The following is a 26,133-nucleotide window of genomic DNA, read 5'->3' on the forward strand; positions in this document are numbered from 1 at the left end:
CTATGACGTATCATAAACTATTACAACGGCAAATCAATAAGTATTTGCCAAAAGCACTTCGGCAAAATAACGATTTGAACGATTTTCTGGCGGTTATTGATGCGACGTACCGGAGTTCTGAAAAAGAGAAGAACATCATGCATCACGCTTTTCAGGAAAGTGAACGGGAATACAGCGAAGTACACGACAGCCTGAAAAAAGAGTATGAACTTAAAAAACGATCTATCGATAATTTATATGATAGTTTACAGCAAATTAATGAAACACCTATCGCAATTAGCGATCAGGAGAAAAACGACCTGTTGTTTATTTCCGGTTATCTGAGCGAGCAGATTAACAAACGAAAAGCATCTGAAGAAAGTCTGAACCATACCATTCAGTTGCTTAAAACGCTTCTGGCGAATCTTCAGTCGGGGATTATGGTGGAAGATAAAAATCGGAATATACTATTCGCAAATCAGCTGTTTTGCGACTTTTTTGCGTTGGGGAGAACACCCGACGATCTGATTGGAGCGGATTGTAAGGCTATTGTGGCCGAACGTAGTCATTTGTTTAAAGATCCCGTACTGTTTAAAAAACGTTTCGAAACGGTTTTTAAAAACAAAATGATGGTGACCAACGAGATTATGGAAACCGCCGACGGGCATTTTTTTGAGCGGGATCATATTCCGATTCTGGTAAACGGAGCCTTAATGGGGCATTTGTGGAAATATACCGATGTGACCGAACGGGAAAACGCACTTTCTCTGATCGAAGAGAGTGAAGCACGCAATCGTTTGATCATGAATGCGTCGCTGAATGCGATCATTACGATCGACAGTAAAGGAAAAATCACCTTTTGGAACCGCCAGGCCGAAAAAATGTTTGGCTGGTCACAGTTGGAAGTTCGGGGTAAGAATCTGGCCGAAACCATTATACCGGAACGCTATGTGATCAAACACAACGAAGGATTAAAACGCTATCTGGAAACCGGAGAAGGACCGGTTTTAAATAAACGAATCGAGCTGAGCGGACTAAACCGCGCCGGAGTTGAATTTCCTATTGAGCTTTCGATTTTGCCAATCGAACACAACGGGGAAAAGTTTTTCTGCGCTTTTATTCAGGATATATCTGAACGGAAAAAAGCCGAAAACAGTCTGAAAGCACAGGAAGAAAAATACCGCAATATCATAGCCAATATGAATATGGGGCTTATCGAGGTAGATCGCGATGAAAATATCCTGTATGCGAACCAGGGCTTTTTGTCGATTTCGGGATATGAACTGGAGGAAATCCTCGGAAAATATGCCCCGGATTTATTTATGTTTGAAGAACATCTGGAACTGGTTAAAACCAAACGGAAATTACGGGAAAAAGGGATTTCGAATTTGTTTCAGATACCGGTTAAAAATAAAAAAGGCGAAAAACGCTGGTGGGCGATTAGCGGCGGACCAAATTATGACGATAACGGACAATGGATCGGTTCCATTGGAATCCACCTCGATATTACGGAACAGAAACGGTTGGAGATTGCCCTTAAAAATCAGAAAATAAAAGCACAGCAGGCTTCCAAATCGAAGGAAGCATTTCTGGCGCAAATGAGCCACGAAATCCGGACGCCTTTAAATGCGATTGTCGGTTTTCTTAGAGAATTAGGAAAACAACAGCTCACATCAACCCAGCGGGATTATATCAACAACAGCGAAATTGCATCCAAACATCTTTTGGCGATTATTAATAATGTACTGGACATTTCGAAAATCGAAGCAGGTGAAATGACCTTGGAAAATACCGATTTCGTATTGGAAAATACAATCGGAAACGTGATTACCGTTTTAAGTCCGAAAGCACGGGAAAAAGGATTAACCGTTAGTAAAAACATAGCTCCGGAGGTGAGTAAGGTCTTAAAAGGAGATGAATTGCGACTCGAACAGATATTATTTAACCTGTTGGGGAATGCGATTAAATTTACCGCTAGCGGAGCCATTAGTATCAACTGTGTTTTGGAAAATAAAGAAACCGGATGGCAAAAAATTAAAATATCGGTACAAGACACCGGGATAGGAATGGATGCCGGTTATATGAAAAATATCTTTAAAAAGTTTTCACAGGAAGATAAAGCAGTGACGACCAAAAAATACGGTGGTACCGGATTGGGAATGTTTATCACCAAAGAATTGGTGGAACTGATGAAAGGGCGGATTGAAATTGAAAGTGAAAAAGGAAACGGAACGACATTTCACGTATACCTGAAACTGGAAGAAGGCAATCTGGAAAAAACACAAACTGCCGGACGAAAAATGGAACCGGGAAGTCTTAAAGATGTTTCGGTTTTATTGGTAGAAGACAATATATTGAACCGTATGGTGGCGCAAAATTCACTTAAATATTACAACTGTCAGGTTGAAGAAGCCGAAAACGGTTTAAAGGCACTGGAAATTTTAAAACAGCGAAAATTTGATATTATTCTGATGGATATTCAGATGCCGGAAATGAATGGAATCGAAGCGACACAGGCAATCCGTAAGGAATTAAAACTGAATACACCAATTATAGCGCTAACGGCCAATGCTTTTAAAACCGAAATAGACCGTTGTTATGCTGCGGGAATGAACGATTATGTCACCAAGCCGTTTGACGAAGAGTTGTTGATCAGGTTGATTGCCAAATATACCGTACACGATCGGACGCCGGTAAAAGAAGCGCCGGAACGCAGGTTATACGATCTGGATATGTTACGGGAATTATCCGGTAACAGTTCTGATTTTATCCGGGAAGTCGTAAACGTTTTTAGAGTGCAGGTAGCCGAACTGATTGAATGTGGGGAAAAAGCGATGGAAAAACAGGAATTTGCCGAATTGGGTAAACTGGTTCACAAAATCCGACCGAGTGCAGAAAGCCTAAAAATAACCTCGATTGCGGATGAATTAAAATTATTGGAGCAAATGGCAAAAGAATCTGACGACGACGAATCGCTTAGGACCTTATATGCTTTTGTAAGACAACAACTGGAAACCGTGGTGGCGCAATTGCAACAACACGAACTCGATTAAATGATATTGTTTTTAAAGGTTTCGTTGAGGTGATCGCAGAAACCCTTAAAAACGTGCATCAAAAAAAGCTAGTTATGGATCGTTTAAAATTCCAGTTGCAGGTTCCACTGATGGGTGTGGTTATAATAAAAAACAGCATTCGAATGTTCTTCGAGTTTTCCGTTATGAAGTACAAACACCTGATCGGCATTTTTGATGGTTTCCGGATTACGGGTAATAATAATAACGGTTTTGTTTTTTATTAGTTCCTGTTTGGCTTTTTGAAGGTAAATCATATCCATTGCTCCGGAGGTAGTAACGGTTTCGTCCAAAAGCAGAATAGGTGTATTTTTAAGCATCGCCCGTGCGATTTGGATACGCAGTTTCTCCTGATCGGAAAGATGGCATTCCGGATGTCGTAATTGTGTGTGCATGCCATTGGGTAATTCCCAGGCGAAATCAATAACACATGCGTTTTCGAGTGCTTCGAATACCAGTTCGGGACTCGCATTCGGATTGGCCGACCAGATGGCGTTGTACAGTGTATCGTCTGGTAGGAGAGTGGTGGCCGAAATATGCGTAACATAGTTGGCTAACTCTTGTTGCGATATACGGGAAATAGGAGCACCTCCAATTGTAATACGTCCTTTTCCGGGATCCCACATTCGGGAAATTAACCCGGTAAGTGTCGTTTTTCCCGAACCGGAAGCACCTACCAATGCCACAGTACTTTGATCTTTTATGTAAAAAGAAGCACGGTTTACAATGTTATGATCTTTGATATAACCAAAGGTTACGTTCTCAAATCGGACATCAAATTTTGTGATTGGGGTGGTGGCTGTTTTAAATAGTTTCATGATTGCATGTTAGGGTAAATTCCTATACGGATTGGTGTTCTTCACGACGTTCTGTAGCCGATTGCTCTTCGCTCGTTCCGAATTTCCAATAGGAATAGGCATATACTTCTTCTTTGGTCCAGTTTCGTTCTTTGCGGAGGTAATTCCGTATGGCTTTAACAGCCGAAAATTCGGCAGCAACATAACCAAAACGACGTAGAGTAGCTTCGGGTAATGGTATTTCCCGAATACGGTCTTCGAGGATGATATTCTGCAAATTTTCTCCGTAAAAATGCCAGTTCAAAACCACTTTCGAACGGGTTTGTATCGGTTGGATTTCCTGCGGATTTTCAACCAGAATATGGGCTACGCCTTGTGCGTTTTCCGGTAGGTCTTCCAGGATCGCACTGATTACCGGAATGGCGGTGGCGTCACCGGCCAGTAAATACCAGTCGGCTTCCGGATAGAGTTCGGTTTTTAAGCCGTACATCGCTATTCCCAGCAGATCGCCTTCTTTGGCATGCATCGCCCAGGCCGAGGCGGGGCCGTTATCGCCATGCGCTACAAAGTCGATATACATTTCGTTTTTTTTCAAATCGATACCCCGATGCGTATAAGTTCGCACTGTCGGACTAATTTCGGGCGGTAGTGGCGACCATTTACCATTTTCGAAGGTTGGGAAATGAACTTCAGAGACACCAGTCGGCGGGATAAAAATTTTATTGTTTTCCCCAACAGTCGCCGCAGCAAATCGAGGAACATCGGCACCGGTTAGTGTAATTCTTAAATAATGGGGCGTTATATAGGTTTTATGCTTTACTTTTAACGTAGCATTAATAATGTGTTGTGCTTTATTTTCTTTCTTTGCCATGTGTCTCGCGGTTATTTATTTTATTATTTAGATTGTTTCTAAATAAATGATATCTTTGACAAAGTTCTGTTTTATCTATTTCTGAGGTGTACTCAAAACGGATTATCAATTACTCAAAACGGATTATTTATGAAAATGACGATTACCAATACCGATCTAAACGATATACTTTTGGAACGGGAACTGCCTCTGAATTTTAAAAGCGAAGAAGCGTATAATGAGAAGCGAATTTCGATAGAACATCCGATATTCGGTTCTTCCGATATCCTGGATTTGTGGTTTGAAGGGATTCATATCACAAAAGGACAAACGCGTGTCAAAGAAGATATTTCATTAAAAGTGGAGAGTAATTACTCGGTGGTGGAAATGCATTTTGCACTCACCGGAAACAGTATGGCTACAACCAAGCAATCCCGCGAGTTGTTCCATTTTAAACCGCAAGAACACAATCTGATGTATGCAAAAGATTTCGAAGGCTTCTTTAATTTTAAAAAGCAAAATGAAGCCAATGATTTTTTTGAGGTTCATTTTACGGAAGACTATTTTAGGCGTTTTTCGAGTATTGAAAATTCGAGCATGGAGGCTTTTTTCTCCGCTATGGATAAGGGTACGATGACGATGGCGAGTAAGCAGAATATGAGTATTACGCCGCAAATGAATCGGATTATTTCAGAGATCCTCAACAGTAAGCATTCCGGTTTGCTGAAAAGGTTGTTTATCGAGTCGAAGGCAATTGAGTTGTTTATGTTACAGGTGGCGCAGCTGGAACAACAGTCGTCCGAAAAAAAGCAGTCGATGAAGGCGCAGGATATCGAAAAGATATATTATGCCAAGACGTTGTTGGAACAGAATATCAGTAATCCGTATACGTTGGTGGAGTTGGCGCACGAGGTGGGACTAAACGATTTTAAGTTGAAAAAAGGGTTTAAGGAAGTTTTTAATACAACAGTTTTTGGTTATTTGCACGAGCTGCGGATGCAAAAAGCAAAATACCTTTTATTGGATCAGAAGCGTACTATCGCCGAGGTGGCGGATTATTGCGGATACGAATATGTGCAACACTTTATTACCGCTTTCCGGAAAAAATTTGGAATTACGCCGGGGAAGATGATTTTAGAGTAAAGAAGAAAGAGACAAGAGAAAAGAGGTTTGTGTTATTTTGAATGTTGGATTTTAAATTTTAAATGTTGTTGTGACGGATAATACTTTGTATACAACCTGTTTTAAACATGCGGTAATTCGACCGTAAAAGTACTTCCTTCGTTGGGTTCGGAGACTACGGATATTGTACCGTTATGTAGCGTAATGATCTTTTGAGTGAGCGAAAGTCCAATTCCGTTTCCGTTGGCAAATCCTTTGTTATCGCCTCTGAAAAATGGGGTGAAAATATTCGGCAGATCGTCTGGAGCAATTCCGATTCCGTTATCCTGAAAACGAATAATCGTTTTGTCTTTAAAGTAAGTTATCGCTATCGTGCTTTCTTTGGCTTCCGAAAATTTACAGCCGTTTTCGATCAGATTCATAAAAGCGACTTTTAACAAATATTCATTTCCTTTTACCGAAATAAAATCGTCGTCCTCAATTTCTTTTTCAAAGATAAGGTTCACTTTAAATTCGGGTTGGTTATGTAGTACATCGTTTCGGGCATCCAATAACACTTCGTCCAATCGGATTTCTTTCTGGACAATTTCGGTCTGATCGTAATTGGCTTTGGCCAAATCCAACAAACTATTGGACAAACGAACCAGTTTCTGAGCGTCGTTAATCGCATTGTCAATCGATTTCCGGTATTCGTCGTTGGAACGCGGGTTTCCGGTGGATAATTGTAATTCGGTGAGCATAGCCGTTAGCGGTGTCCGCAATTCGTGCGAAATATTCGATACAAAATCTTTTTGCGCGTCAAATGACTTTTCCAGTCGGTCGAGCATTTGGTTAAAAGTGGTCGCCAGTTCGGCAATTTCGTCTTTGTTTTTGGGAAGTTGTACCCGCAAATCCAAATTGGTAGCCGATATTTCTTTTACATTGGCCACAATATTGGTCATAGGCAACATGGCTTTACGCGAAAAAATACGCCCCATGATATAAATAAAAATTATCGACGACAGGAATACGATCAGGATATTCCTTTTGGCGATATAGGTTTTATGATATCCATTCAAATCGTAGGCCGCGGCCATGATAATATAATTTTTTCCGTCATGTTCGTATCGCATACCAATGGCCTGCCATTTGTCAAGGTAAAAACGGATTTCTTTTTTCTTTAAAACCGAATTCAGCATTTTGGTATTCTCTTTTACCACGTCAATATTCGCATCATCATGGTATAAAAGTTTGTAATGCTCATCATAAATTGCGACTTCGACCTCGTTTATGATGGAACGGTTATTGGTATAAATTGCCTGAAGGGTTTTGGTATCGATTTTGGCTTTGAAAAACAGATTGGCTTTGGTGAGTGCTTCTTTATGAAGCGTTCGGTAAAACGTATTTTCCCGGTTTTTTTCGCTTGTGACATAGATAATCACCGCAAAAACCAATAATATGGATGCTGTTAGAAAAGTAAACAATAAACTCAGTCGGTTTTGTATGGTCATCTACGTATCGCTTTCCAGTTTTAAAATAAAGCCCATTCCGGATTTGGTATGGATTAGTTTGTTGTCGAAATCCTTGTCTATTTTTTTTCGGAGGTAATTGATATAGACGTCAATAAAATTTGTCCCGGTGTCAAAATGGGTGTTCCAAACTTTTTCAGCGATTTCGGTACGACTCAGCACCCGTTCGGCATGCTGCATCATATATTCCAGGAGTTTGAATTCCTTTGGTGTCAGACTGATTTCTTTACCGACACGTCGAATGGTTTTGGTGTTGTAATTGAGTTCCAGATCCTGATAGGTAAGTTTATCGGTATAATTGGTCGCCGAATTACTTCGTTTGAGTAACGCCCGGATACGTACCAATAATTCCCGGAAATCAAATGGTTTCACCAGATAATCGTCGGCACCGGCATCAAATCCATCCACTTTATCGTCGGTTGTACCTAAAGCTGTCAGCATGATAATCGGGAGACCGGGATTGCTTTTGCGTATCGAAAGACACAAATCGATTCCGCTGATTTTCGGTAAAATAATATCGGTAATTACCAAATCGTAGGTATTGTATAGGGAAAGCTTTTTTCCCATTTCGCCATCGTAGGCGAGTTGGGTATCAAAACCTTCTTCATCCAATCCTCTTTTGAGTAATTCGGCTACGCGGGTATCGTCTTCAACAATTAAAATTTTCGGCATATTCGTCTGGACTTACTGGTTGACTATAACAAAAGTAAACTTTTATAACGATAGAAAACCATGGTCATAAAAAAGAAAAGCCTGAAAATAATCTTATTTTCAGGCTTGATAGTGTACTGTTTTATTCAATATTAAATGTCGTCAAAGTCAATATCAGTGAAACTTCCGGAAGATGTGCCCTCTTCTGTTTTCTCAGAAAAATACTCTTTTTTAAAGTCTTTCTGATGTCTTTCTGAAATTACTTCCTCTCCTTTATGATTTAATACATACGAAGTCATTTCGTTTAAGATGTCTTTGAAAGCGGCAAAATCTTCTTTATATAAATAAATTTTGTGTTTCTTGAAATGGAATGAGCCATCATCTTCGGTGAATTTTTTACTTTCTGTAATCGTAATGTAATAATCATCAGCCTTTGTCGCTCTCACATCGAAGAAATACGTTCTTCTTCCTGCGCGTAAAACTTTAGAAAAAATTTCTTCTTTTTCTAACATTTCATTTTCTCTCATAATCCTTCAGTCAATAATTTATGGTGTTAAGTAGAACTCAAAAATCTAAAAAAAAACCAAAAAAACCAACATTTATTGTAATTCTTTTTCCGAAAGTTGCTTAAAGTACAAATCTTTATAGTACCCGTCCTGGTTTACCAGTTGATTATGAGTTCCTTGCTGAATTATTTTTCCGTTGTCCAGGATGATTATCTGATCGGCATTTTTAGCAGAAGATACCCGATGACTAACGATTATTGTAGTTTTATCTTTACAAAAATCCATTAAATTGTTTAAAATTGCCTCTTCCGTCTCCGTATCCACTGCCGACAAACAATCGTCCAAAAGTAGGATAGGAGCATTTTTAATCAACGCTCTTGCAATCGATACCCGTTGCTTTTGTCCCCCCGATAAAGTGATCCCTCTTTCGCCTAAAACCGTGTCGTATTGGTTTTTAAATTTGACAATATTTTTATGAACTACCGCTTTTTTAGCCGCATCGATTACTTCCTCATCGGTTGCCTCTTCATTTCCAAATTTAATATTATTTTTAATCGTATCCGAAAACAGAAAAGCATCCTGAGGGACAAAGCCGATATGATTTCGCACATCAAACAGATTTAGGTCGCGGATGTCGCTATCATCGATTTTTACAGCACCTTCGTTAACATCGTATAAACGACTGATCAATGAAAGTAACGTGGATTTACCGGAACCGGTTTTTCCTAATATGGCTAATGTTTGACCTTTTTTGATCTGTAGGTTTACGTTCTTAAGGGCCGTAATAGTTGTATCTTCGTAGGTGAAGGTCACATTTTCGAAAGTGATTTCACCATTAACCGGGGTATGTTCCGGTACGGTATTCTGGATTTCCGGTTTGATCTTAAGGAATTCGTTGATTCGTTTTTGTGAGGCTTCGGCTTCCTGAATCATTGATGATACCCATCCTAATGATGCTACCGGCCATGTTAGCATATTGATATAAAGGATAAATTGTGCGATCACACCGATATCCGGAATACTACCGTTAATATACATCATTCCGCCAACATATACGACAACAAGGTTACTGGCTCCGATTAATAGGATCATTAACGGACCAAACAAGGCATTGGCTTTAGCCAGGCGCATGTTTTTGTCTTTACTTTCGTGTGATAAGGCCGTAAAGTCGTCCTGTTTTTCGTTTTCGATGGAATAGGCTTTAATTACGCGGATTCCGGAAAACATTTCCTGTGTGAACGTGGACAGTTTGGAAAGGTTTTGTTGGTAGGTCGTACTTCGCTTGTTGATTTCGGAGCTGATTTTAAAGATACTGTACGCCAGAATCGGTAAGGGTAGTAGCGAATATAGGGTCAACTCCGGTGAAATAATATACATCTGTACCGTTACTACAGCAAAACGTATAAAGGTATTGATGGAATACATTACAGCCGGACCAACATATTGGCGGACTTTACCAACGTCTTCGCTGATACGGTTCATCAGGTCACCGGTTCTGTTTTTTTTGTAGAAATTCTGGGATAGATTTTCGTATTGTCGGAATACTTCATTTTTAAGGTCAAATTCGATATGACGCGACATCACAATCAGCGTTTGGCGCATCAGAAAAGTAAGGAAACCGGCAATTAACGTGGTAACGATAACGAGAATGATGTTTTCCATCAGGAGTTGACGTACCGTATCGGGATTCAGTTTGCTGTTTTCCAGTGCCTTGATCGAATCTCCAACCAGTTTTGGAGTATATAAGGTAAAGAATTGCGCTACGATTGTGATAATAATACCAATTAAAAATCGGTATTTATATTTGATGAAGTATTTGTTTAAATATTGAAGTTCTTTCATTTTTTAATCCTGTAGATTGTTTTATTGTTTTGTATTCTGTTAAAATCGGATTGTTTTTGATGATGATTTTCAAAGTTGTTTTTAAAAATAATTATTATTGAATAATTAAAAAAAACGATTTGTGTTGAATTATTCTGAATATAAGTGTAATTTAGCAGTCTATTTTTGAATAAATTTCAACCTCAAAATAAAAAAAAACATGATAACAGAAGTTACAAGTGCTAATGAGCTTCATAAAATCGACCCGGTTTTTGGGCAGGTTTCATTTGATAATCATGAGCAAATCGTATTTTGTCACGACAAAGATACTGGTTTAAAAGCAATAATTGGTGTTCATAACACAGTTTTAGGACCTGCATTAGGAGGAACGAGAATGTGGAAATATACAAATGAGTGGGAAGCTTTAAACGATGTTTTACGTCTTTCCCGTGGTATGACTTTTAAATCAGCTATTTCCGGGTTAAATCTTGGAGGTGGTAAAGCGGTTATCATCGGAGATTCCAAAGTGGATAAAACTCCGGAAATGATCACAAAATTCGGTCAGTTTGTGAATTCCTTAAGCGGAAAATATATTACTGCGGAAGATGTAGGATCAACAACAGCCGATATGGATCTTATCCGTGATGTAACGCCTTATGTAACCGGAATTTCAGAATCAAGAGGTGGTTCCGGAAATCCTTCGCCAGTAACAGCTTACGGTGTTTATATGGGGATGAAAGCGGCTGCAAAATACCAGTTTGGTACGGATAACCTGGAAGGAAAAAGAATTTTAGTACAAGGTATCGGACACGTAGGGGAAACTTTAGTGGAACTAATCAGCAAAGAAGGTGCTTTAGTACAAATTACCGATATCAACGAAGCACGTCTACAGGAAGTAGGTGCTAAATATGGTGCTCAGGTTTTTAACGGTGGCGATTTATATAGTGCAGACGTAGATATTTATGCACCATGTGCATTAGGAGCTACGATTAACGATGATACTATCGAAAAAATCAAAGCAAAAGTTATCGCTGGTGCAGCAAATAACCAGTTAGCAGTTGAAAACATCCACGGAGCGAGATTACAGGAAAGAGGTATTTTATATGCTCCGGATTTCTTGATTAACGCTGGTGGAATTATCAATGTATATGGTGAAATTGCCGGATACGGTAAAGAAGAAGCAATGCGCAGAACCGAAAATATCTTCAATACAACATTGGATATTTTTAACTACGCCAAAGAAAATAGCATTACGACACACCAGGCTGCTATGCGAATGGCACAGGAGCGTATCGATGCCCGTAAAAAAGAAAACGCGAAGTAGTAGTTTTCCAACAATATATTTTTTAATTTTGCGAAGCGAAAGATTGTTCTTTCGCTTCTTTAATTTTTAAAAGTTCTTATCAGCAGGATGTTAAACAGAAGACATATTCGTGTAAAGGTGATGCAATCCATTTATGCAATGCATCAAAACGGTTCCGATAATCTTGAAAAGGAAGAAAAATTCCTGTTTCATAGTATCGAAAATATTCAGGATTTATATTTAATAATGCTCTCTTCTTTGGTGGAAATCAAAAAAGCAGAAGAAGATTTTATCGATAAATCGAGTAAAAAACACCTGGCTACTCAACAAGAACGCAATCCGAATAAAAAATTTATCAATAATGCGGTACTGGATATTCTTTCTGAGAATAATTCCCTGAGTATTGCATTGGAAGATCGCAAGATCACTAACTGGAAAAATAACGACGACTATATTCTGATCCTTTTGGATGCGATTAAAAAGAGTAAGTTGTACGACACGTATATGCGCAACAATGTGAATACGTTTGAAGAAGACCAGCAGTTTGTGGTTGATATTTTTACCGAAATTATCGCACCAAACGAAAAGTTATACGATTATCTGGAAGATCACAAACTAACCTGGATTGACGATATTCCATTGGTGAATACAGCGATCCAAAAACAGTTGAAACAAATTAAGAACAGTAGTGATCCGGACTCATTTTACGTTTCAAAACTATACAAAGATGCCGATGATAAGGAATTTGTACGTAACCTGTTTCGTAAAACTGTTCTGAACAATCCGGAATTAACAAAAGAATTTATAGACAAAACACCAAACTGGGATGCGGAACGTATTGCGGAAATCGATGCGATTATCCTGAAAATGGCCATCTGTGAGTTTCTTAAATTTCCATCGATTCCGGTAAAAGTTACAATTAACGAATATTTAGAAATTGCAAAAGAGTATTCTACTCCAAAAAGTAGTATTTTTATCAACGGAATTTTAGATAATCTGGTAAAGGATTATCAAAAAGACAACAGACTGATAAAAACCGGAAGAGGTTTAATGTAAAATTGTAAAAAAATCGAATATGATTAACAAAACTCTTGGAATGTTAGCCATTGCAACTTTAGTGCTAACAACTTCTTGTAAAAAAGAAAATGCATCCGAAAAAATTGATGATGCCAGTGTAGCAGCAGCTGCTAAAAACAACGAAGCATCTGGAAAATTACCGGTAATTAAATTCAACGAAGAAGAACATAACTTCGGAACCATTAATGAAGGGGATAAAGCAGAAACCGTTTTTACAATTAGTAATGAAGGAGAAGCTGATTTGATCATCGTGAATGCACAAGGAAGTTGTGGTTGTACGGTACCGGATTGGCCAAAAGAACCGATCAAACCGGGAACTTCGGCTCCAATGAAAGTAACGTTCGATTCTTCCGGAAAACCAGGACAACAACAAAAAACCGTAACTTTAACTACCAATACAGCTAAAGGTAGCGAAGTAGTAACCATTAAAGCTGATGTAACTCCAAAAGCAAAATAATTTTAACATGGAACAATTAGGACAATTAGGAAGTTTTTTACCGATTATATTAATGTTTGTTGTGGTGTATTTTTTAATGATTCGCCCGCAACAAACCCGTCAGAAGAAAGAGAAAGAATTTGAAAGTAATATTAAAGTAGGTGATAAGATCGTTACCAAAGCGGGTATCCACGGAAAGATCGCTGAACTATATGATGATTCAATTGTAGTGGAAACTATGGCTGGAAAAATCAAAATGGAGCGTTCGGCTATTTCAATGGAATTAAGTCAGAAAGTAAACGCTGCGAAATAATTCTTTTTACAATAAAACAAAAAGGCAACTCATCGAGTTGCCTTTTCTATTTTAGTAAAACCTGACAGGTTTGAAGAGCGGGTTTATTTCTATTACGAATGGAGCTTATCCGGATTGAGAGATTGTTTATAGTGAAAGTAAGATTTTATTTGTAGTAAAACCGGACAGGTTTATAAGCGTTATGTATAGAAACCTGGTCCGGTTAAGAGCAGGTTTATTTGCGCTTATAAATAGCGTATGCAACCTCCAAAAACAAAAACATCCGCCATTTGGCGGATGTTCTTTTATAAAATCGAATCAGGAATTATTTATTCGTTTTGATTACTCTCTTCGTCGTTTTACCTTGATCGGTTACGATGTTAAAGATATACACTCCTGCTTCAAGTTGGTCAACATTGATGCTGCTTTCCTCATTATGTAAGTTCTGGCGAATTACCTGACGTCCGTTCATATCGAACACCGTTACACTTGCATTAGAGTAGTTATTCATCATTTTAATGGTTACTGTTGTAACTGCCGGGTTAGGGAAGATACTTACAGAAGCTGCGTTGAAATCGGCAACACCCATTGGAGGTGCAACAACCACAATTGCAGTAGCAGTACTACAGTTTGTGCTGTTAGCAATCTCACAGATTGAATACGTTAATGTATAGGTTCCCTGAGCTGAAGCAGCCGGTACGTTTACATTTCCGTTTGCATCGATAGTAACTCCGGTTAATCCACCATTGTTAACTAAAGTGATTGTGATAGCATTGTCGTTAACTGGCGCACCACCTAAAAGGTCATTCGCGGTAACATCTCCTGCAACACCACCTGTAGCATTTACTACCGGATTCGCAGAGAAGTCATCGTTAACCGCAGTGATCACAAGGTTGTTTACAGTTAATGTTCCTGCATTTGAGTTCACAGAAGCACAAGTACCGTTAGCAACAACAGCTCGGAACTGGTGTCCGTTGTAAGAAGCCGGTACTCCTGTTAATGTTAATGTATTGGTTGTAGCACCAGAAACAACAGGGTTTGTACCACCATTACTAATGTTATTCCAAGTTGTACCATTAGTACTCATTTGCCACTGATAAGAAGTAGCATTTGTAGCTGTTACTGTAAACGTAGCATTTCCACCAGCAGTGATCGTACTGTTGGTAGGTTGAGCCGTTACGGTAGTAGCACCTGGTTCCGTAATTGTGAACGACTCTGTAGTTGTACATGCATTCGCATCGGTAACCGTTACAGTATAAGTACCCGCAGCTAAACCAGTAGCGGTAGCAGCAGTACCTCCTGTTGGAGCCCAAACGTAAGTGTAAGCACCTGTTCCACCCGTTACGGCAACAGTAGCCGAACCGTTAGTTCCACCGTTACAAGCCACGTTAGTTTGAGCCGAAGCTGTAGCCACTAAAGCAGTTGGTTGTGTAATTGTAAATGACTGCGTTGTAGAACATGCATTCGCATCGGTAACCGTAACAGTATACGTACCCGCAGCTAAACCAGTAGCGGTAGCAGCAGTACCTCCTGTTGGAGCCCATGAATATGTATATGTTCCAGTTCCACCTGTTACAGCAACAGTAGCCGAACCGTTAGATCCACCGTTACAAGCCACGTTAGTTTGAGCCGAAGCTGTAGCCACTAAAGCAGTTGGTTGTGTAATTGTAAATGACTGTGTAGTTGTACATGCATTCGCATCGGTAACCGTTACAGTATAAGTACCCGCAGCTAAACCAGTAGCGGTAGCAGCAGTTCCACCTGTTGGCGCCCAAACGTAAGTATAAGTACCTGTTCCACCTGTTACAGCAACAGTAGCCGAACCGTTAGATCCACCGTTACAAGCCACGTTAGTTTGAGCCGAAGCTGTAGCCACTAAAGCAGTTGGTTGTGTAATTGTAAATGACTGCGTTGTAGAACATGCATTCGCATCGGTAACCGTAACAGTGTAAGTACCCGCAGCTAAACCAGTAGCGGTAGCAGCAGTTCCACCTGTTGGCGCCCAAACGTAAGTGTAAGCACCTGTTCCACCCGTTACAGCAACAGTAGCCGAACCGTTAGTTCCACCGTTACAAGCCACGTTAGTTTGAGCCGAAGCTGTAGCCACTAAAGCAGTTGGTTGTGTAATTGTAAATGACTGCGTTGTAGAACATGCATTCGCATCGGTAACCGTAACAGTGTAAGTACCCGCAGCTAAACCAGTAGCGGTAGCAGCAGTACCTCCTGTAGGAGCCCAAACGTAAGTGTAAGCACCTGTTCCACCTGTTACAGCAACAGTAGCCGAACCGTTAGTTCCACCGTTACAAGCCACGTTAGTTTGAGCCGAAGCTGTAGCCACTAAAGCAGTTGGTTGTGTAATCGTGAATGAACGTGTAGTAGAACATGCGTTAGCATCGGTAACCGTTACAGTATAAGTACCCGCAGCTAAACCAGTAGCGGTAGCAGCAGTACCTCCTGTAGGAGCCCAAGCATATGTATATGGTCCAGTTCCACCTGTTACAGCAACAGTAGCCGAACCGTTAGTTCCACCATTACAAGCTACGTTAGTTTGAGCCGAAGCTGTAGCCACTAAAGCAGTTGGTTGTGTAATCGTGAATGAACGTGTAGTAGAACATGCGTTAGCATCGGTAACCGTAACAGTGTAAGTACCCGCAGCTAAACCAGTAGCGGTAGCAGCAGTACCTCCTGTAGGAGCCCAAACGTAAGTGTAAGCACCTGTTCCACCTGTTACAGCAACAGTAGCCGAACCGTTAGTTCCACCGTTACAAGCCACGTTAGTTTGAGCCGAAGCTGTAGCCACTAAAGCAGTTGGTTGTGTAATCGTGAATGAACGTGTAGTAGAACATGCGTTAGCATCGGTAACCGTTACAGTATAAGTACCCGCAGCTAAACCAGTAGCGGTAGCAGCAGTACCTCCTGTAGGAGCCCAAGCATATGTATATGGTCCAACACCACCTGTTACAGCAACCGTAGCCGAACCGTTAGTTCCACCGTTACAAGCTACGTTAGTTTGAGCCGAAGCTGTAGCTACTAAAGCACTAGGCTGAGTAATCGTGATTGATCTTGTTATAAAACAAGTATTAGCATCTGTAATGGTTACAGTGTAAGTACCGGCAACTAAACCAGTAGCAGTAGCAGCTGTACCCCCTGATGGAGCCCAAGAATACGTGTAAGGTCCTGTTCCACCTGCCGGAACTACAGTAGCCGTACCGTTAGAACCACCGTTACAAGAAACGTTAGTTGAAGCAGTTGTAGCAGTGATAGCGGTAGGTTGTGTAATAGTTACCGATCTTGTAGCTGTACAAGCGTTAGCATCTGTAACTGTAACCGTATATACACCCACAGCTAAACCAGTAGCGGTTGCAGCTGTACCTCCTGATGGAGCCCATGAATACGTGTAAGGTCCTGTTCCACCTGCCGGAACTACAGTAGCAGTACCATTTGATCCACCGTTACAAGAAACACTTGTGGAAGAAGCAGTAGTCGTTAAAACTGTAGGCTGGTTGATAGTAATAGATCTAGTGATTGAACATGCATTTGAATCCGTAATAGTTACAGTGTAAGTACCGGCAACTAAACCAGTAGCAGTAGCAGCTGTACCTCCCGATGGAGCCCATGAATAAGTATACGGTCCAACACCACCTGAAACAACAACTGAAGCTGTACCATTCGATCCACCGTTACAAGAAACGCTAGTCGAAGCAGTAGTAGCTGTAATAGCAGTAGGCTGCGTGATGGTGATTGATCTTGTAGTAGTACAAGCGTTAGCATCTGTAATCGTAACCGTATATACACCCACAGCTAAACCAGTAGCGGTAGCAGCTGTACCTCCTGACGGAGCCCATGAATACGTGTATGGCGCAACACCACCAGCCGGAACTACAGAAGCTGTTCCGTTAGAACCACCGTTACAAGAAACGTTAGTCGAAGCAGTAGTCACGGTAATAGCAGTTGGTTGTGTAATAGTAACTGATCTAGTGATAGAACAAGCGTTCGCATCCGTAATCGTAACGGTATATACACCCACAGCTAAACCAGTAGCGGTAGCAGCTGTACCTCCTGTAGGAGCCCATGAATAGGTATAAGGTCCAACACCACCTGCAGCAACAACAGTAGCTGTTCCGTTCGATCCACCGTTACAAGAAACGTTGGTAGATGAAGTAGTGGCAGTTATTGCATTTGGTGCTACGATGGTAACTGTTTGTGTTTTAGTACAAGCGTTAGCATCGGTTACAGTACATGTATAAGTACCTGCGGCTAAACCAGTAGCGGTAGCAGCTGTACCTCCTGTAGGAGCCCATGAATAGGTATAACCAGGAACACCTCCTGTTACGCTAACAGTAGCCGAACCATTAGTTCCTCCGTTACAAGCAACATTCGTTTGTGAAGATATAGTAACAGCTAATGCCGTTGGCTGGTTGATTGTAAAGTTTCTTGTTGCTGTACAACCATTGTTATCGGTGATTGTACAAGTATAAGTACCGGCTGCAAGTCCTGTAGCCATTGAAGCTGTACCTCCAGACGGAGCCCATGAATAGGTATATGGAGCAGTTCCTCCAGTTACGTTAACACTAGCGATACCATTAGAACCTCCGTTACAGGCAAGATCTGTTCTGGAAGTGGTAATGGCCATAGCGGTTGGTTGTGTAATGGTAACTGATCTTGTAGTAGTACAAGCATTAGCATCTGTAATCGTACAGGTATATACACCCACAGCTAAACCAGTAGCGGTAGCTGCTGTACCTCCTGTAGGAGCCCATGAGTAAGTATAAGGTCCTGTACCACCTGAAGGTGTTACAGTAGCTGTACCGTTGGCACCGCCATTACAAGAAACAGCTGTGGTAGAACCAGAAGCTGTTAAAGCAGCCGGTTGTGTGATTGTAAATGTTCTTGTAATACTACATGCATTCGCATCCGTAATGGTACAGGTATAAGTACCTGCAACTAAACCAGAAGCTGTTGCAGCGGTCCCTCCTGAAGGCGCCCATGAATAGGTATATCCCGGAGTACCACCTGAAACGTTAACCGTTGCAGTACCGTTAGTACCACCATTACAAGCAACATTTGTAGAAGAAGTAGTAGCCGTTAAAGCCGTTGGTTGCGTGATTGTGAATGATCTTGTTAAAGTACAAGCATTCGCATCGGTAACCGTAACGGTATAAACTCCTACCGCTAAACCAGAAGCTGTTGCTGCTGTTCCACCAGATGGAGCCCATGAATAGGTATAAGGAGCAGTTCCTCCAGAAACGTTAATCGTAGCAACACCATTTGATCCACCGTTACAAGCAACACTTGTAGTAGATGCTGTAGAAGTTAGAGCTGTCGGTTGTGTGATGGTAACTGATCTTGTAATACTACATGCATTCGCATCCGTAATGGTACAAGTATAAACCCCTACAGCTAAACCGCTAGCTGTTGCCGCTGTTCCCCCTGATGGAGCCCATGAATACGTATACGGTCCGGTTCCTCCTGAAGGAACTACTGTTGCAGTTCCGTTAGAACCCCCATTACAGGAAACGGAAGTAAAGGAACTGGTAGCAGTAAAAGTAGCCGGTTGTGTAATAGTAAAGGTTTGAGTTTTCGTACAAGCATTTGCATCGGTTACGGTACAGGTATAGGTACCTGCTGCTAAACCAGTAGCTGTTGCAGCTGTTCCACCAGATGGAGCCCATGAATAGGTATAACCAGGAACACCTCCGGACACAGCTACAGTAGCCGAACCGTTTGATCCTCCGTTACAGGCAATATTCGTTTGTGAAGATGCAGTAACTACTAATGCCGTTGGCTGGCTGATTGTAAAGTTTCTTGTTGCCGTACATGAATTTGAATCGGTGATGGTACAAGTGTATGTACCAGCAGCTAAACCTGTGGCCATAGAAGCAGTACCTCCTGATGGAGCCCATGAATACGTATAAGGAGGAACACCTCCGGTTACGTTAACACTAGCGATACCGTTTGAACCTCCGTTACAGGTAAGATCTGTTCTTGAAGTGGTAACCGCCATAGCTGTTGGTTGTGTAATCGTGAAACCACGAGTGATCGTACATGCATTAGCATCGGTAACGGTAACTGTATAGTTTCCTACCGATAAACCGGTTGCTGTTGCAGCTGTACCTCCCGATGGAGCCCATGAATAGGTATAAGGAGGAGTACCTCCTGAAGTAACTATTGTAGCGGTACCATTACCACCACCATTACAGCTCACATTCGTTTTTGAAGTCACTGCCGACATCGCTGTTGGCTGTGTGATTGTTACACTACGAGTAATAAAAGTTCCTTCGTTATCAGTAATCGTACAAGTGTAAACGCCAACTGGTAAACCAGTAGCAGTAGCATTTGTACCTCCTGAAGGAGCCCATGAATAGGTATATGGTGTTACACCACCGGAAGCTACTACTGTAGCAGTACCGTTACCACCACCGTTACAAGAAACAGTAGTGAATGATGATGTGGCACCTAAAGCGGTACCAGTTGTAAAAGAAAGGTCATTTCCATAAGCTGTTCCGTTCGAGTTCGTAGCGAAAGCTCTTACGTGAATCGTAGTAGCTGCTGGTAACGCTGCTACTACAGAGCTAAAAACTCCGGTACCAGATCCAATAGTTACTTTATTGTCGGATGTAGTTGGGTTTCCACCCAATGCCCAAACAATTCCTCTTTCAGTAACAGTTGCACCACCGTCGGCTGTTACATTACCTCCTAAAGTAGCTTTTACAGCTCCAACATTGGTTGCTGCAGTTGTAACAACCGTTGGGTTTACAATTACAGTACAGTTAACGTTTGGCGTGGCATAACCTGCTGGTGTAATACCAAGCGTATTGGATCCGTTATGTGCCCAGTTAGCAGCCGTGTTAATACTGGCTCTTAATGCCGCAGCTGTTCCGGTTAAGGTTCCTGTATATTTGTTATTAGCAGATTCAGGACCCGGAGCCGGGAAAAGCGAAATACAGTTTACACCATTGGTAAGTCCTGTAGGAACAATACTTTCGGCTGTACCGGCTTCGTTTGAAGCATTCCAGGTTGTAACCGGGTCGTAGTTCGTATTGTTGTAGTCACCGTGAACACCAGCAATAAAGATAGGGTTTGCTGGCGCTACACCGCTAGTACTTTGGTAAGCCAAAATCTGGTCACCAGCCGATAGGTTAAAGTTCGAATTTAGAGCGATAGTTACCCCGGAAGTACCGGTTACGGTAAAAGAATCTGGCCCAGTTTCGATTATCGAAATAATCGTTCCGCAAGGCACCGTAGAAGGGATAACCCATCGTAAGTGGGTTTCCGTATTTGTGGCCCAGCCTGTTGCTGTCCAACCCTGTTCGGAAAAGTAAATCGTTTCTCCGGCAGGAAGGGGTTTGAGCGCAATAAATGAAAATCCATCGACTGTCCCGAAATCATAGCCGATAAAGGCGATGTCTCCAGGGCCGAGGGTTTGCGCTTTGGTACTCTGCTGTACAAAAAATGTACAGAGAAATACGAGGGTTGCGAGTAATCTCTGCTTCATGTGAATAAATAATTGAGGTTAAATTTTAATGACATAAATAGGCATTTTGCCATCCACCGATTTTTGGGGGCATCTCTTGTTGCGTTACTTCTTCGATAAAGTGTCCTTCGTTTACAAGTGTCTCTACACGGTCGAAAAATACCTGATCGTCGGAGTGACGTTCCAATTTGTATATGTAATGATCAAATTTTGTACGATTCGTTTCCGGATGGAATTGAATCATGCCTCGTGGGCCTTCTACTTGTATCGTGTTGATATACTGTAAAAGGGTACGGGTATCTGTTTGATCAACTGTTTCAAGAAGTTTAGCCAATACGGCTCCGTTTTCATAACCTAACATCGCAAATACACTTGCCGGTTCGTCATATTGTGCTTTAAACTGTTCGTGAAAAGTACAATCGGAAGTACGGGCAAAGTTTTCAAACCACGAAGCCACTACATAGAGTGGCAGGTTGTTGTTCTGGTATTCGTTTACGATGGTTTCGTTTATGGCGAATGGAGTGGTGTAAAAGGTGTATTTCTGGGAAACTTTGTTATGATTGATAAAAGAAGCATTTTCTTCGGCATATAAACCGCTGTAAAAGGCAAAAACAACTTCCGGATTATAATGCTCTAAGGTAAGTTGCATACATTCCGCTTCATTTTCACGCGGATAAAAAGGCGTGATATAATGTCCGGAAATGGTAATATCACTTTTGTTTAAAGCGTTTTCCATAGCCGATAGCATTCCGTAGCCCGAATCGTAATACGAAGTGGAACTGGCAATTTTATCGTATTGTTTGTCCGAAAAGTGTTGTCCTAGCAGATAACAGGATTCGGTCAGACCGTACGAGTTAATGCAGATACCTTTTTGCTTTTTCATTGCATAGGGTACCGTAGCGCCAATATCGGAAGCCAGTAACAGTATGTCGTTATCGGAAGCATATTCATATACGCGTTGCATATTGTGATGTCCGAAGAAACCGATAATAATGTTGATGCCTTCCTGGAAATAAAGCTTCTGGATTTTATCAATGATCAATTGTTCGTTGGCGCCGATTCCGATACTTTCAACATAATATTGAACGTTTAGGTTGTTCAGCTTGATACCACGAATAAAATCCCTGTCCAAGGTTTTATACTGTTTGGACTGCGGGATCAGGATTCCTATTTTTGTTGGTATACTCATGTAAAATAATAATAGGAGAGGAAGAATACGTTCATCCTCTCCTATAGAAATTAACTGTTTACTTTTCGTTAATTACGAGAAGGGAAAATACCGTATAATGCGATGCTGGTATAGATTCCTAAATAAGGACTACGAATCGAAAACGGTAAACCACTTCCGGTAATACCGGTAGTTCCGCTAATAGACGTAGTAATATTTCCTACTTTATCTGCACCACTAAATGGCGGCTCGCTATAGGTGTTTGGCGCAGCTCCACCTGTACCAAAACTGTTGCCTCCGTTGTCGGATTCGTTGGTTGGATTTCCAGGGTTAGTATGAATTACCGTTTGAATATTTACCTGACCTGCTCCTGTTCCCGGCACTAATTGGTGTACGTGAGGTGGAATGTTAGAGGTTGTTAAAGTAATTGATTCAGCTCCTCCGGATTGTCCCCATTGGATGTTTGTTAAACCTGGTCCTGTTCCTGGGTGAACAATAGAACGCCCTCTTAAGTCAGGTAAAGCAAATGTAGTTTGTCCATTTCCTCCAAAAGTAGTTCCGATTAGAGAAAATAATGCTGTGTTTTGCGCGATTGACATGATCTGTCCATCACAAAATGCCCATTGTGCAGGTGCGAAACCAAATCCGAAAGCCTGGATTTGTCCAATAATTTGTTCCATAAATATAAATTTTGTGGTTAAGTTTATACAAAACTAGACAAACACAGAGAATGAATATTAGGTAAAATTACGTGTTTTTGTAAGATGATTGCATTAATGCAATAAAATTAATAATATTTTGATATTTTGTTAAACAAATAAAAAAGATATTATCTTTATTTTAAAGGTTTTAGGTTAATTTAAGAAATCTTAACGATATTTATCATTTAGTCCTATACCTGCCAAAATCATAGGTTTGATCTTCTCAAACCGATTTAATTTGGTTTTTTCCTGCTTAGCAGTAGCTATATATTCGATGAATTCTTTTTGTTTATATGGGGTAAATTGAGAAAAAGCATTTTGTAGATTCGAATCCTGTGCTAATTGCTGTTGCAGGTATTCCGATTGTAACGCTTCTTTTTTTTCCGGCTTAAAATGGATACCGGCCTTTTCATTTGCAATGGCTTCCTGGACATACTGTAAAATCAGTTTTTCGTCCATTTCGGTTTTCGATTGGAAGCGCCATTGGCGTAAAGCTTTGGTAACGCCTTCCTGGGCGTTAACCAAAACTTTATGCGGATCTTTTAGGAAGATTCCGTTGAAAAACCAAATGCCGACATAGGATTTAAATCCACCAATACCCAATACGTTTTTGCCGTTATAGGTATAGGTCGGGCCGCCCCATTTGGTGGTTTCGACCAGTTCGGTCTGAAGTAGGATGGTTTTTAAATAATCCAGCTCTTCTTCCCATTGGTTTACCTTGTCCCATTTGTGTTTTTCATCCACTTGGATTTATTTTTTTTCGGCCGTTAGTTCGGCTATTTTTACGATAACTTCTACCGCTTTTTGCATACTTTCTACCGGTACATATTCGTATTTTCCGTGGAAATTATGACCACCGGCAAAGATATTCGGACAGGGTAGTCCCATGTACGATAACTGACAACCATCGGTTCCCCCGCGAATCGGTTTGATGATCGGTTTGATACCCAATTCTTTCATCGCTTTTTCAGCAACTTCTACAATGTGGATGACCGGTTCTACCTTTTCACGCATGTTGTAGTAGCTGTCTTTAATTTCACAGCTAACAATCGGTCCGCCGAATTGTTTTGCGAATTTTTTATTGATCTTGGCCGCGATTTTTTCAACGGTCTTTTTGCGTTTTTCGAATTTTTTACGGTCGTGATCACGGATAATCAATTCTACTTTCGTTTCTTCGATACTACCGTTAATTCCGGTTACGTGAAAAAAGCCTTCGTAACCTTTGGTTTCCTGTGGCGTTTCGTGTTTCGGTAACTTGGAAATGAATTTGTTGGCCAACAACATTGAGTTGATCATCTTCCCTTTCGCATACCCCGGGTGAACGCTTTTTCCGCTAAAAGTTAGTTTGGCTCCGGCAGCATTAAAGTTTTCATATTCCAACTCGCCAATCTGACTTCCGTCCATCGTATACGCCCAGTCGGCAGCAAATTTTTCAACGTCAAATTTATGCGCGCCACGACCAATTTCTTCATCCGGTGTAAAGCCAATACGAATCTTTCCGTGTTTGATTTCCGGATTATTGATCAGGTATTCCATAGCGGTTACAATCTCGGTAATTCCCGCTTTATCGTCGGCTCCTAAAAGCGTCGTTCCATCGGTAGTGATAAGCGTTTGTCCTTTGTATTGCAACAAATCTTTAAAGTAACCTGGCGATAATACAATGTTTTGCTCTTTGTTTAAGATAATGTCTTTTCCGTCGTAGTTTTCTACGATCTGTGGTTTGATATTCGCTCCGGTAAAATCGGGAGTGGTATCAAAATGTGAAATAAAACCGATAGTCGGTACCTCGTGTTCCACATTACTCGGTAGGGTAGCCATGATATACGCATTGGCGTCGATGGTTACCTCTTCCATACCAATGGCTTTTAACTCTTCAACTAATTGATTGGCCAAATCCCATTGTTTGGCTGTACTTGGAGTGGTATCGGAATTCGGATCAGATTCGGTGTCAACAGTTACATAACTGATAAAACGATCAATAATATGTTGCATTTTAAAATATTTAGATACACAAAAGTACGACTATTTCATTAAAATGAAGCGTCGTACTTTTTAGAATAAATTCAAATTAATGAAGGTATAATAGGGTATAAATGATAAACAGTAGCAGTACAACCGTTATAAGGAACGAATTGACAAAAAGCAGCACCAAACTCTTTAAATTCGAGATATAGCGCTTTTCGCTGTAGAAAAAACGGTGTGCTTTAAAAAAGTAGGTAAAGCCCCAACCCAGATAAATACAGGTTAGTAGAAACTCTAAAAATGTTAAAAAGCCATTATCACCCATTAGTTTCAGCAACCAGCTCACTGTTAGAAACAGCATGGTGTTGAGTAGCAGGAATGAAAAATAATGGAGCGTAAAAATACCGTGCTCAAAATAGTACCATTTCTTTTTATTGTGAAAAAGCCATAGCGAAAAAGCAAATAACGGCAGATAGAGGAAAAGTACTTTGGGAAGGTTATGAATAAAAGAGTCCTTGAATTTTCCGATGATTTCTTTTGTGGTATATTTTTCGTTTATTTCGGCCAGCCTTCTTTCAAATTTTTCCATTAGTTTGGAACCCTTTTTTGCTACCGGAAGTGTCTTTTGTATCGAATCGTATTCTTTTACCGAACTATAGTTGCCTATGGTAGGGATTTTTCTACCTGTGGTTACTTTTAGAATCGAATCGGCTTCCTCGTAGTTGTAATCATATTTATGGGCTTCGGCCTTTCTTACTTCACGTTGCGTTTCGTTATCGTGATCAATTTCCGGAAGTACCCCCGGAAGGAAAAAGGTTATAAAACTGATAAAAATATACAGCTTTACCGGAGCTACATAATGTTTGCGTTTTCCCTCCAGGTATTCGCGGGTAAGGCGGGAAGGGCGGAACAACAAATATTTCATAGTTTTCCAGAAAGCATTGTCATAATGCGTAAAATCTTCTACGAAATGCGTAAACAGATAGTGAAATGACTTTCGGGATTCGGTGTTATCCTGGCCGCAGTTTGGGCAGTATTTTTCGGTAACAATTTTTCCGCAATTTAAACAGTCAATGTGATCGCGTATTTTATCGTGGCTCATTATAGGGCTTATTGGTGCGATAAAAATAATAAAAATTGATATTTATGGAGAAAAATTGATAAATAAAACAAAATATTTATTGTTCATTTAATGCTAAAGCTCTTCATACGTATGCTTTAAGTGTGAAACCAGCGAAATAATTTCAGCGGCTTTTAAGTGGTCACTTTTTACGCGAAGGATCTTATCGCAATCTTCCAGATCAAAATTAAAATGGGCAATGTTACCGTTTGCTTCGAAAATACGACTGATGGCTTTGGCGTCTTTTTGACTTCGGACGCTTGTTTTAAAGATATATAACATAGTTAGCATCGGA

General features: G+C 40.7%; 19 protein-coding genes. 6 read left to right on the top strand and 13 right to left on the bottom strand.

Annotated features, from left to right (window positions below; all coding sequences use genetic code 11):
- Positions 1–2: 2 nt before the first annotated feature.
- Positions 3–3,032, top strand: coding sequence for a PAS domain S-box protein (locus ABFU83_RS05260; protein ID WP_347069444.1), 3,030 nt, complete (start codon positions 3–5; stop codon positions 3,030–3,032).
- Between the two features lie 83 nt (positions 3,033–3,115).
- Here ABFU83_RS05260 and ABFU83_RS05265 read toward each other — a convergent pair whose 3' ends face one another.
- Together ABFU83_RS05265 and ABFU83_RS05270 are read right to left on the bottom strand one after the other, a co-directional pair.
- Positions 3,116–3,868 carry an ATP-binding cassette domain-containing protein gene (locus ABFU83_RS05265; RefSeq protein WP_347069445.1) on the bottom strand — a complete coding sequence of 251 codons (753 nt, stop codon included), beginning with the start codon at positions 3,866–3,868 and terminating at the stop codon, positions 3,116–3,118.
- A 22-nt stretch (positions 3,869–3,890) separates the two neighbouring features.
- Positions 3,891–4,718: a siderophore-interacting protein gene (locus ABFU83_RS05270; protein WP_347069446.1), complete on the bottom strand. Its 828-nt coding sequence runs from the start codon at positions 4,716–4,718 to the stop codon at positions 3,891–3,893.
- A gap of 129 nt (positions 4,719–4,847) precedes the next feature.
- On the opposite strand from ABFU83_RS05270, the gene ABFU83_RS05275 reads away from it, so the two are divergent.
- The gene (locus ABFU83_RS05275; protein ID WP_347069447.1) at positions 4,848–5,840 is read left to right on the top strand and encodes an AraC family transcriptional regulator; all 993 of its coding nucleotides are present in this window, start codon (positions 4,848–4,850) and stop codon (positions 5,838–5,840) included.
- A gap of 101 nt (positions 5,841–5,941) precedes the next feature.
- Here the strand turns inward: ABFU83_RS05275 and ABFU83_RS05280 are convergent, their stop codons facing one another.
- From ABFU83_RS05280 to ABFU83_RS05295, 4 genes are all read right to left on the bottom strand, one after another.
- Positions 5,942–7,309 (bottom strand): HAMP domain-containing sensor histidine kinase, encoded by a 1,368-nt coding sequence (locus tag ABFU83_RS05280; protein WP_347069448.1) that lies wholly within the window; start codon positions 7,307–7,309, stop codon positions 5,942–5,944.
- Positions 7,310–7,999: a response regulator transcription factor gene (locus ABFU83_RS05285; RefSeq protein ID WP_347069449.1), complete on the bottom strand. Its 690-nt coding sequence runs from the start codon at positions 7,997–7,999 to the stop codon at positions 7,310–7,312.
- 131 nt (positions 8,000–8,130) lie between these two features.
- On the bottom strand, positions 8,131–8,505 hold the full coding sequence (locus ABFU83_RS05290) for a PUR family DNA/RNA-binding protein (RefSeq protein ID WP_136401191.1): 375 nt from the start codon (positions 8,503–8,505) through the stop codon (positions 8,131–8,133).
- 72 nt (positions 8,506–8,577) lie between these two features.
- Positions 8,578–10,326, bottom strand: coding sequence for an ABC transporter ATP-binding protein (locus ABFU83_RS05295; protein ID WP_347069451.1), 1,749 nt, complete (start codon positions 10,324–10,326; stop codon positions 8,578–8,580).
- 199 nt (positions 10,327–10,525) lie between these two features.
- Between ABFU83_RS05295 and ABFU83_RS05300 the strand changes: the two genes are divergently transcribed.
- The 4 genes from ABFU83_RS05300 to yajC all read left to right on the top strand — a co-directional run bounded on the left by ABFU83_RS05300 (position 10,526) and on the right by yajC (position 13,434).
- Positions 10,526–11,629, top strand: coding sequence for a Glu/Leu/Phe/Val dehydrogenase dimerization domain-containing protein (locus ABFU83_RS05300; RefSeq protein ID WP_136401193.1), 1,104 nt, complete (start codon positions 10,526–10,528; stop codon positions 11,627–11,629).
- Between the two features lie 87 nt (positions 11,630–11,716).
- Entirely contained in the window at positions 11,717–12,664 is a 948-nt protein-coding gene (gene nusB, locus ABFU83_RS05305) for a transcription antitermination factor NusB (protein WP_347069452.1), read from the top strand.
- Between the two features lie 19 nt (positions 12,665–12,683).
- On the top strand, positions 12,684–13,142 hold the full coding sequence (locus tag ABFU83_RS05310) for a DUF1573 domain-containing protein (protein WP_300490266.1): 459 nt from the start codon (positions 12,684–12,686) through the stop codon (positions 13,140–13,142).
- Between the two features lie 7 nt (positions 13,143–13,149).
- Positions 13,150–13,434 (top strand): preprotein translocase subunit YajC, encoded by a 285-nt coding sequence (yajC, locus tag ABFU83_RS05315; RefSeq protein ID WP_136401195.1) that lies wholly within the window; start codon positions 13,150–13,152, stop codon positions 13,432–13,434.
- 304 nt (positions 13,435–13,738) lie between these two features.
- Here yajC and ABFU83_RS05320 read toward each other — a convergent pair whose 3' ends face one another.
- From ABFU83_RS05320 to ABFU83_RS05350, 7 genes are all read right to left on the bottom strand, one after another.
- Entirely contained in the window at positions 13,739–20,908 is a 7,170-nt protein-coding gene (locus tag ABFU83_RS05320; RefSeq protein ID WP_347069453.1) for a T9SS type A sorting domain-containing protein, read from the bottom strand.
- Positions 20,909–20,933: 25 nt separating this feature from the next.
- Positions 20,934–22,076, bottom strand: a complete 1,143-nt coding sequence (locus tag ABFU83_RS05325; RefSeq protein WP_347069454.1) for an ABC transporter substrate-binding protein — start codon at positions 22,074–22,076, stop codon at positions 20,934–20,936.
- A 68-nt stretch (positions 22,077–22,144) separates the two neighbouring features.
- The gene (locus ABFU83_RS05330) at positions 22,145–22,735 is read right to left on the bottom strand and encodes a tail fiber protein (RefSeq protein ID WP_347069455.1); all 591 of its coding nucleotides are present in this window, start codon (positions 22,733–22,735) and stop codon (positions 22,145–22,147) included.
- 189 nt (positions 22,736–22,924) lie between these two features.
- Complete coding sequence (locus ABFU83_RS05335) at positions 22,925–23,500, bottom strand: DUF1801 domain-containing protein (RefSeq protein ID WP_347069457.1); 576 nt, start codon at positions 23,498–23,500, stop codon at positions 22,925–22,927.
- 6 nt (positions 23,501–23,506) lie between these two features.
- Complete coding sequence (gene pepT / locus ABFU83_RS05340; RefSeq protein WP_347069458.1) at positions 23,507–24,748, bottom strand: peptidase T; 1,242 nt, start codon at positions 24,746–24,748, stop codon at positions 23,507–23,509.
- A gap of 76 nt (positions 24,749–24,824) precedes the next feature.
- Entirely contained in the window at positions 24,825–25,820 is a 996-nt protein-coding gene (locus ABFU83_RS05345; RefSeq protein WP_347069459.1) for a DUF3667 domain-containing protein, read from the bottom strand.
- Positions 25,821–25,913: 93 nt separating this feature from the next.
- The gene (locus tag ABFU83_RS05350; protein WP_347069460.1) at positions 25,914–26,129 is read right to left on the bottom strand and encodes a hypothetical protein; all 216 of its coding nucleotides are present in this window, start codon (positions 26,127–26,129) and stop codon (positions 25,914–25,916) included.
- Between the last annotated feature and the right edge of the window lie 4 nt (positions 26,130–26,133).

The sequence above is a fragment of the Flavobacterium sp. WV_118_3 genome, from assembly GCF_039778605.1.
Taxonomy (GTDB): domain Bacteria; phylum Bacteroidota; class Bacteroidia; order Flavobacteriales; family Flavobacteriaceae; genus Flavobacterium.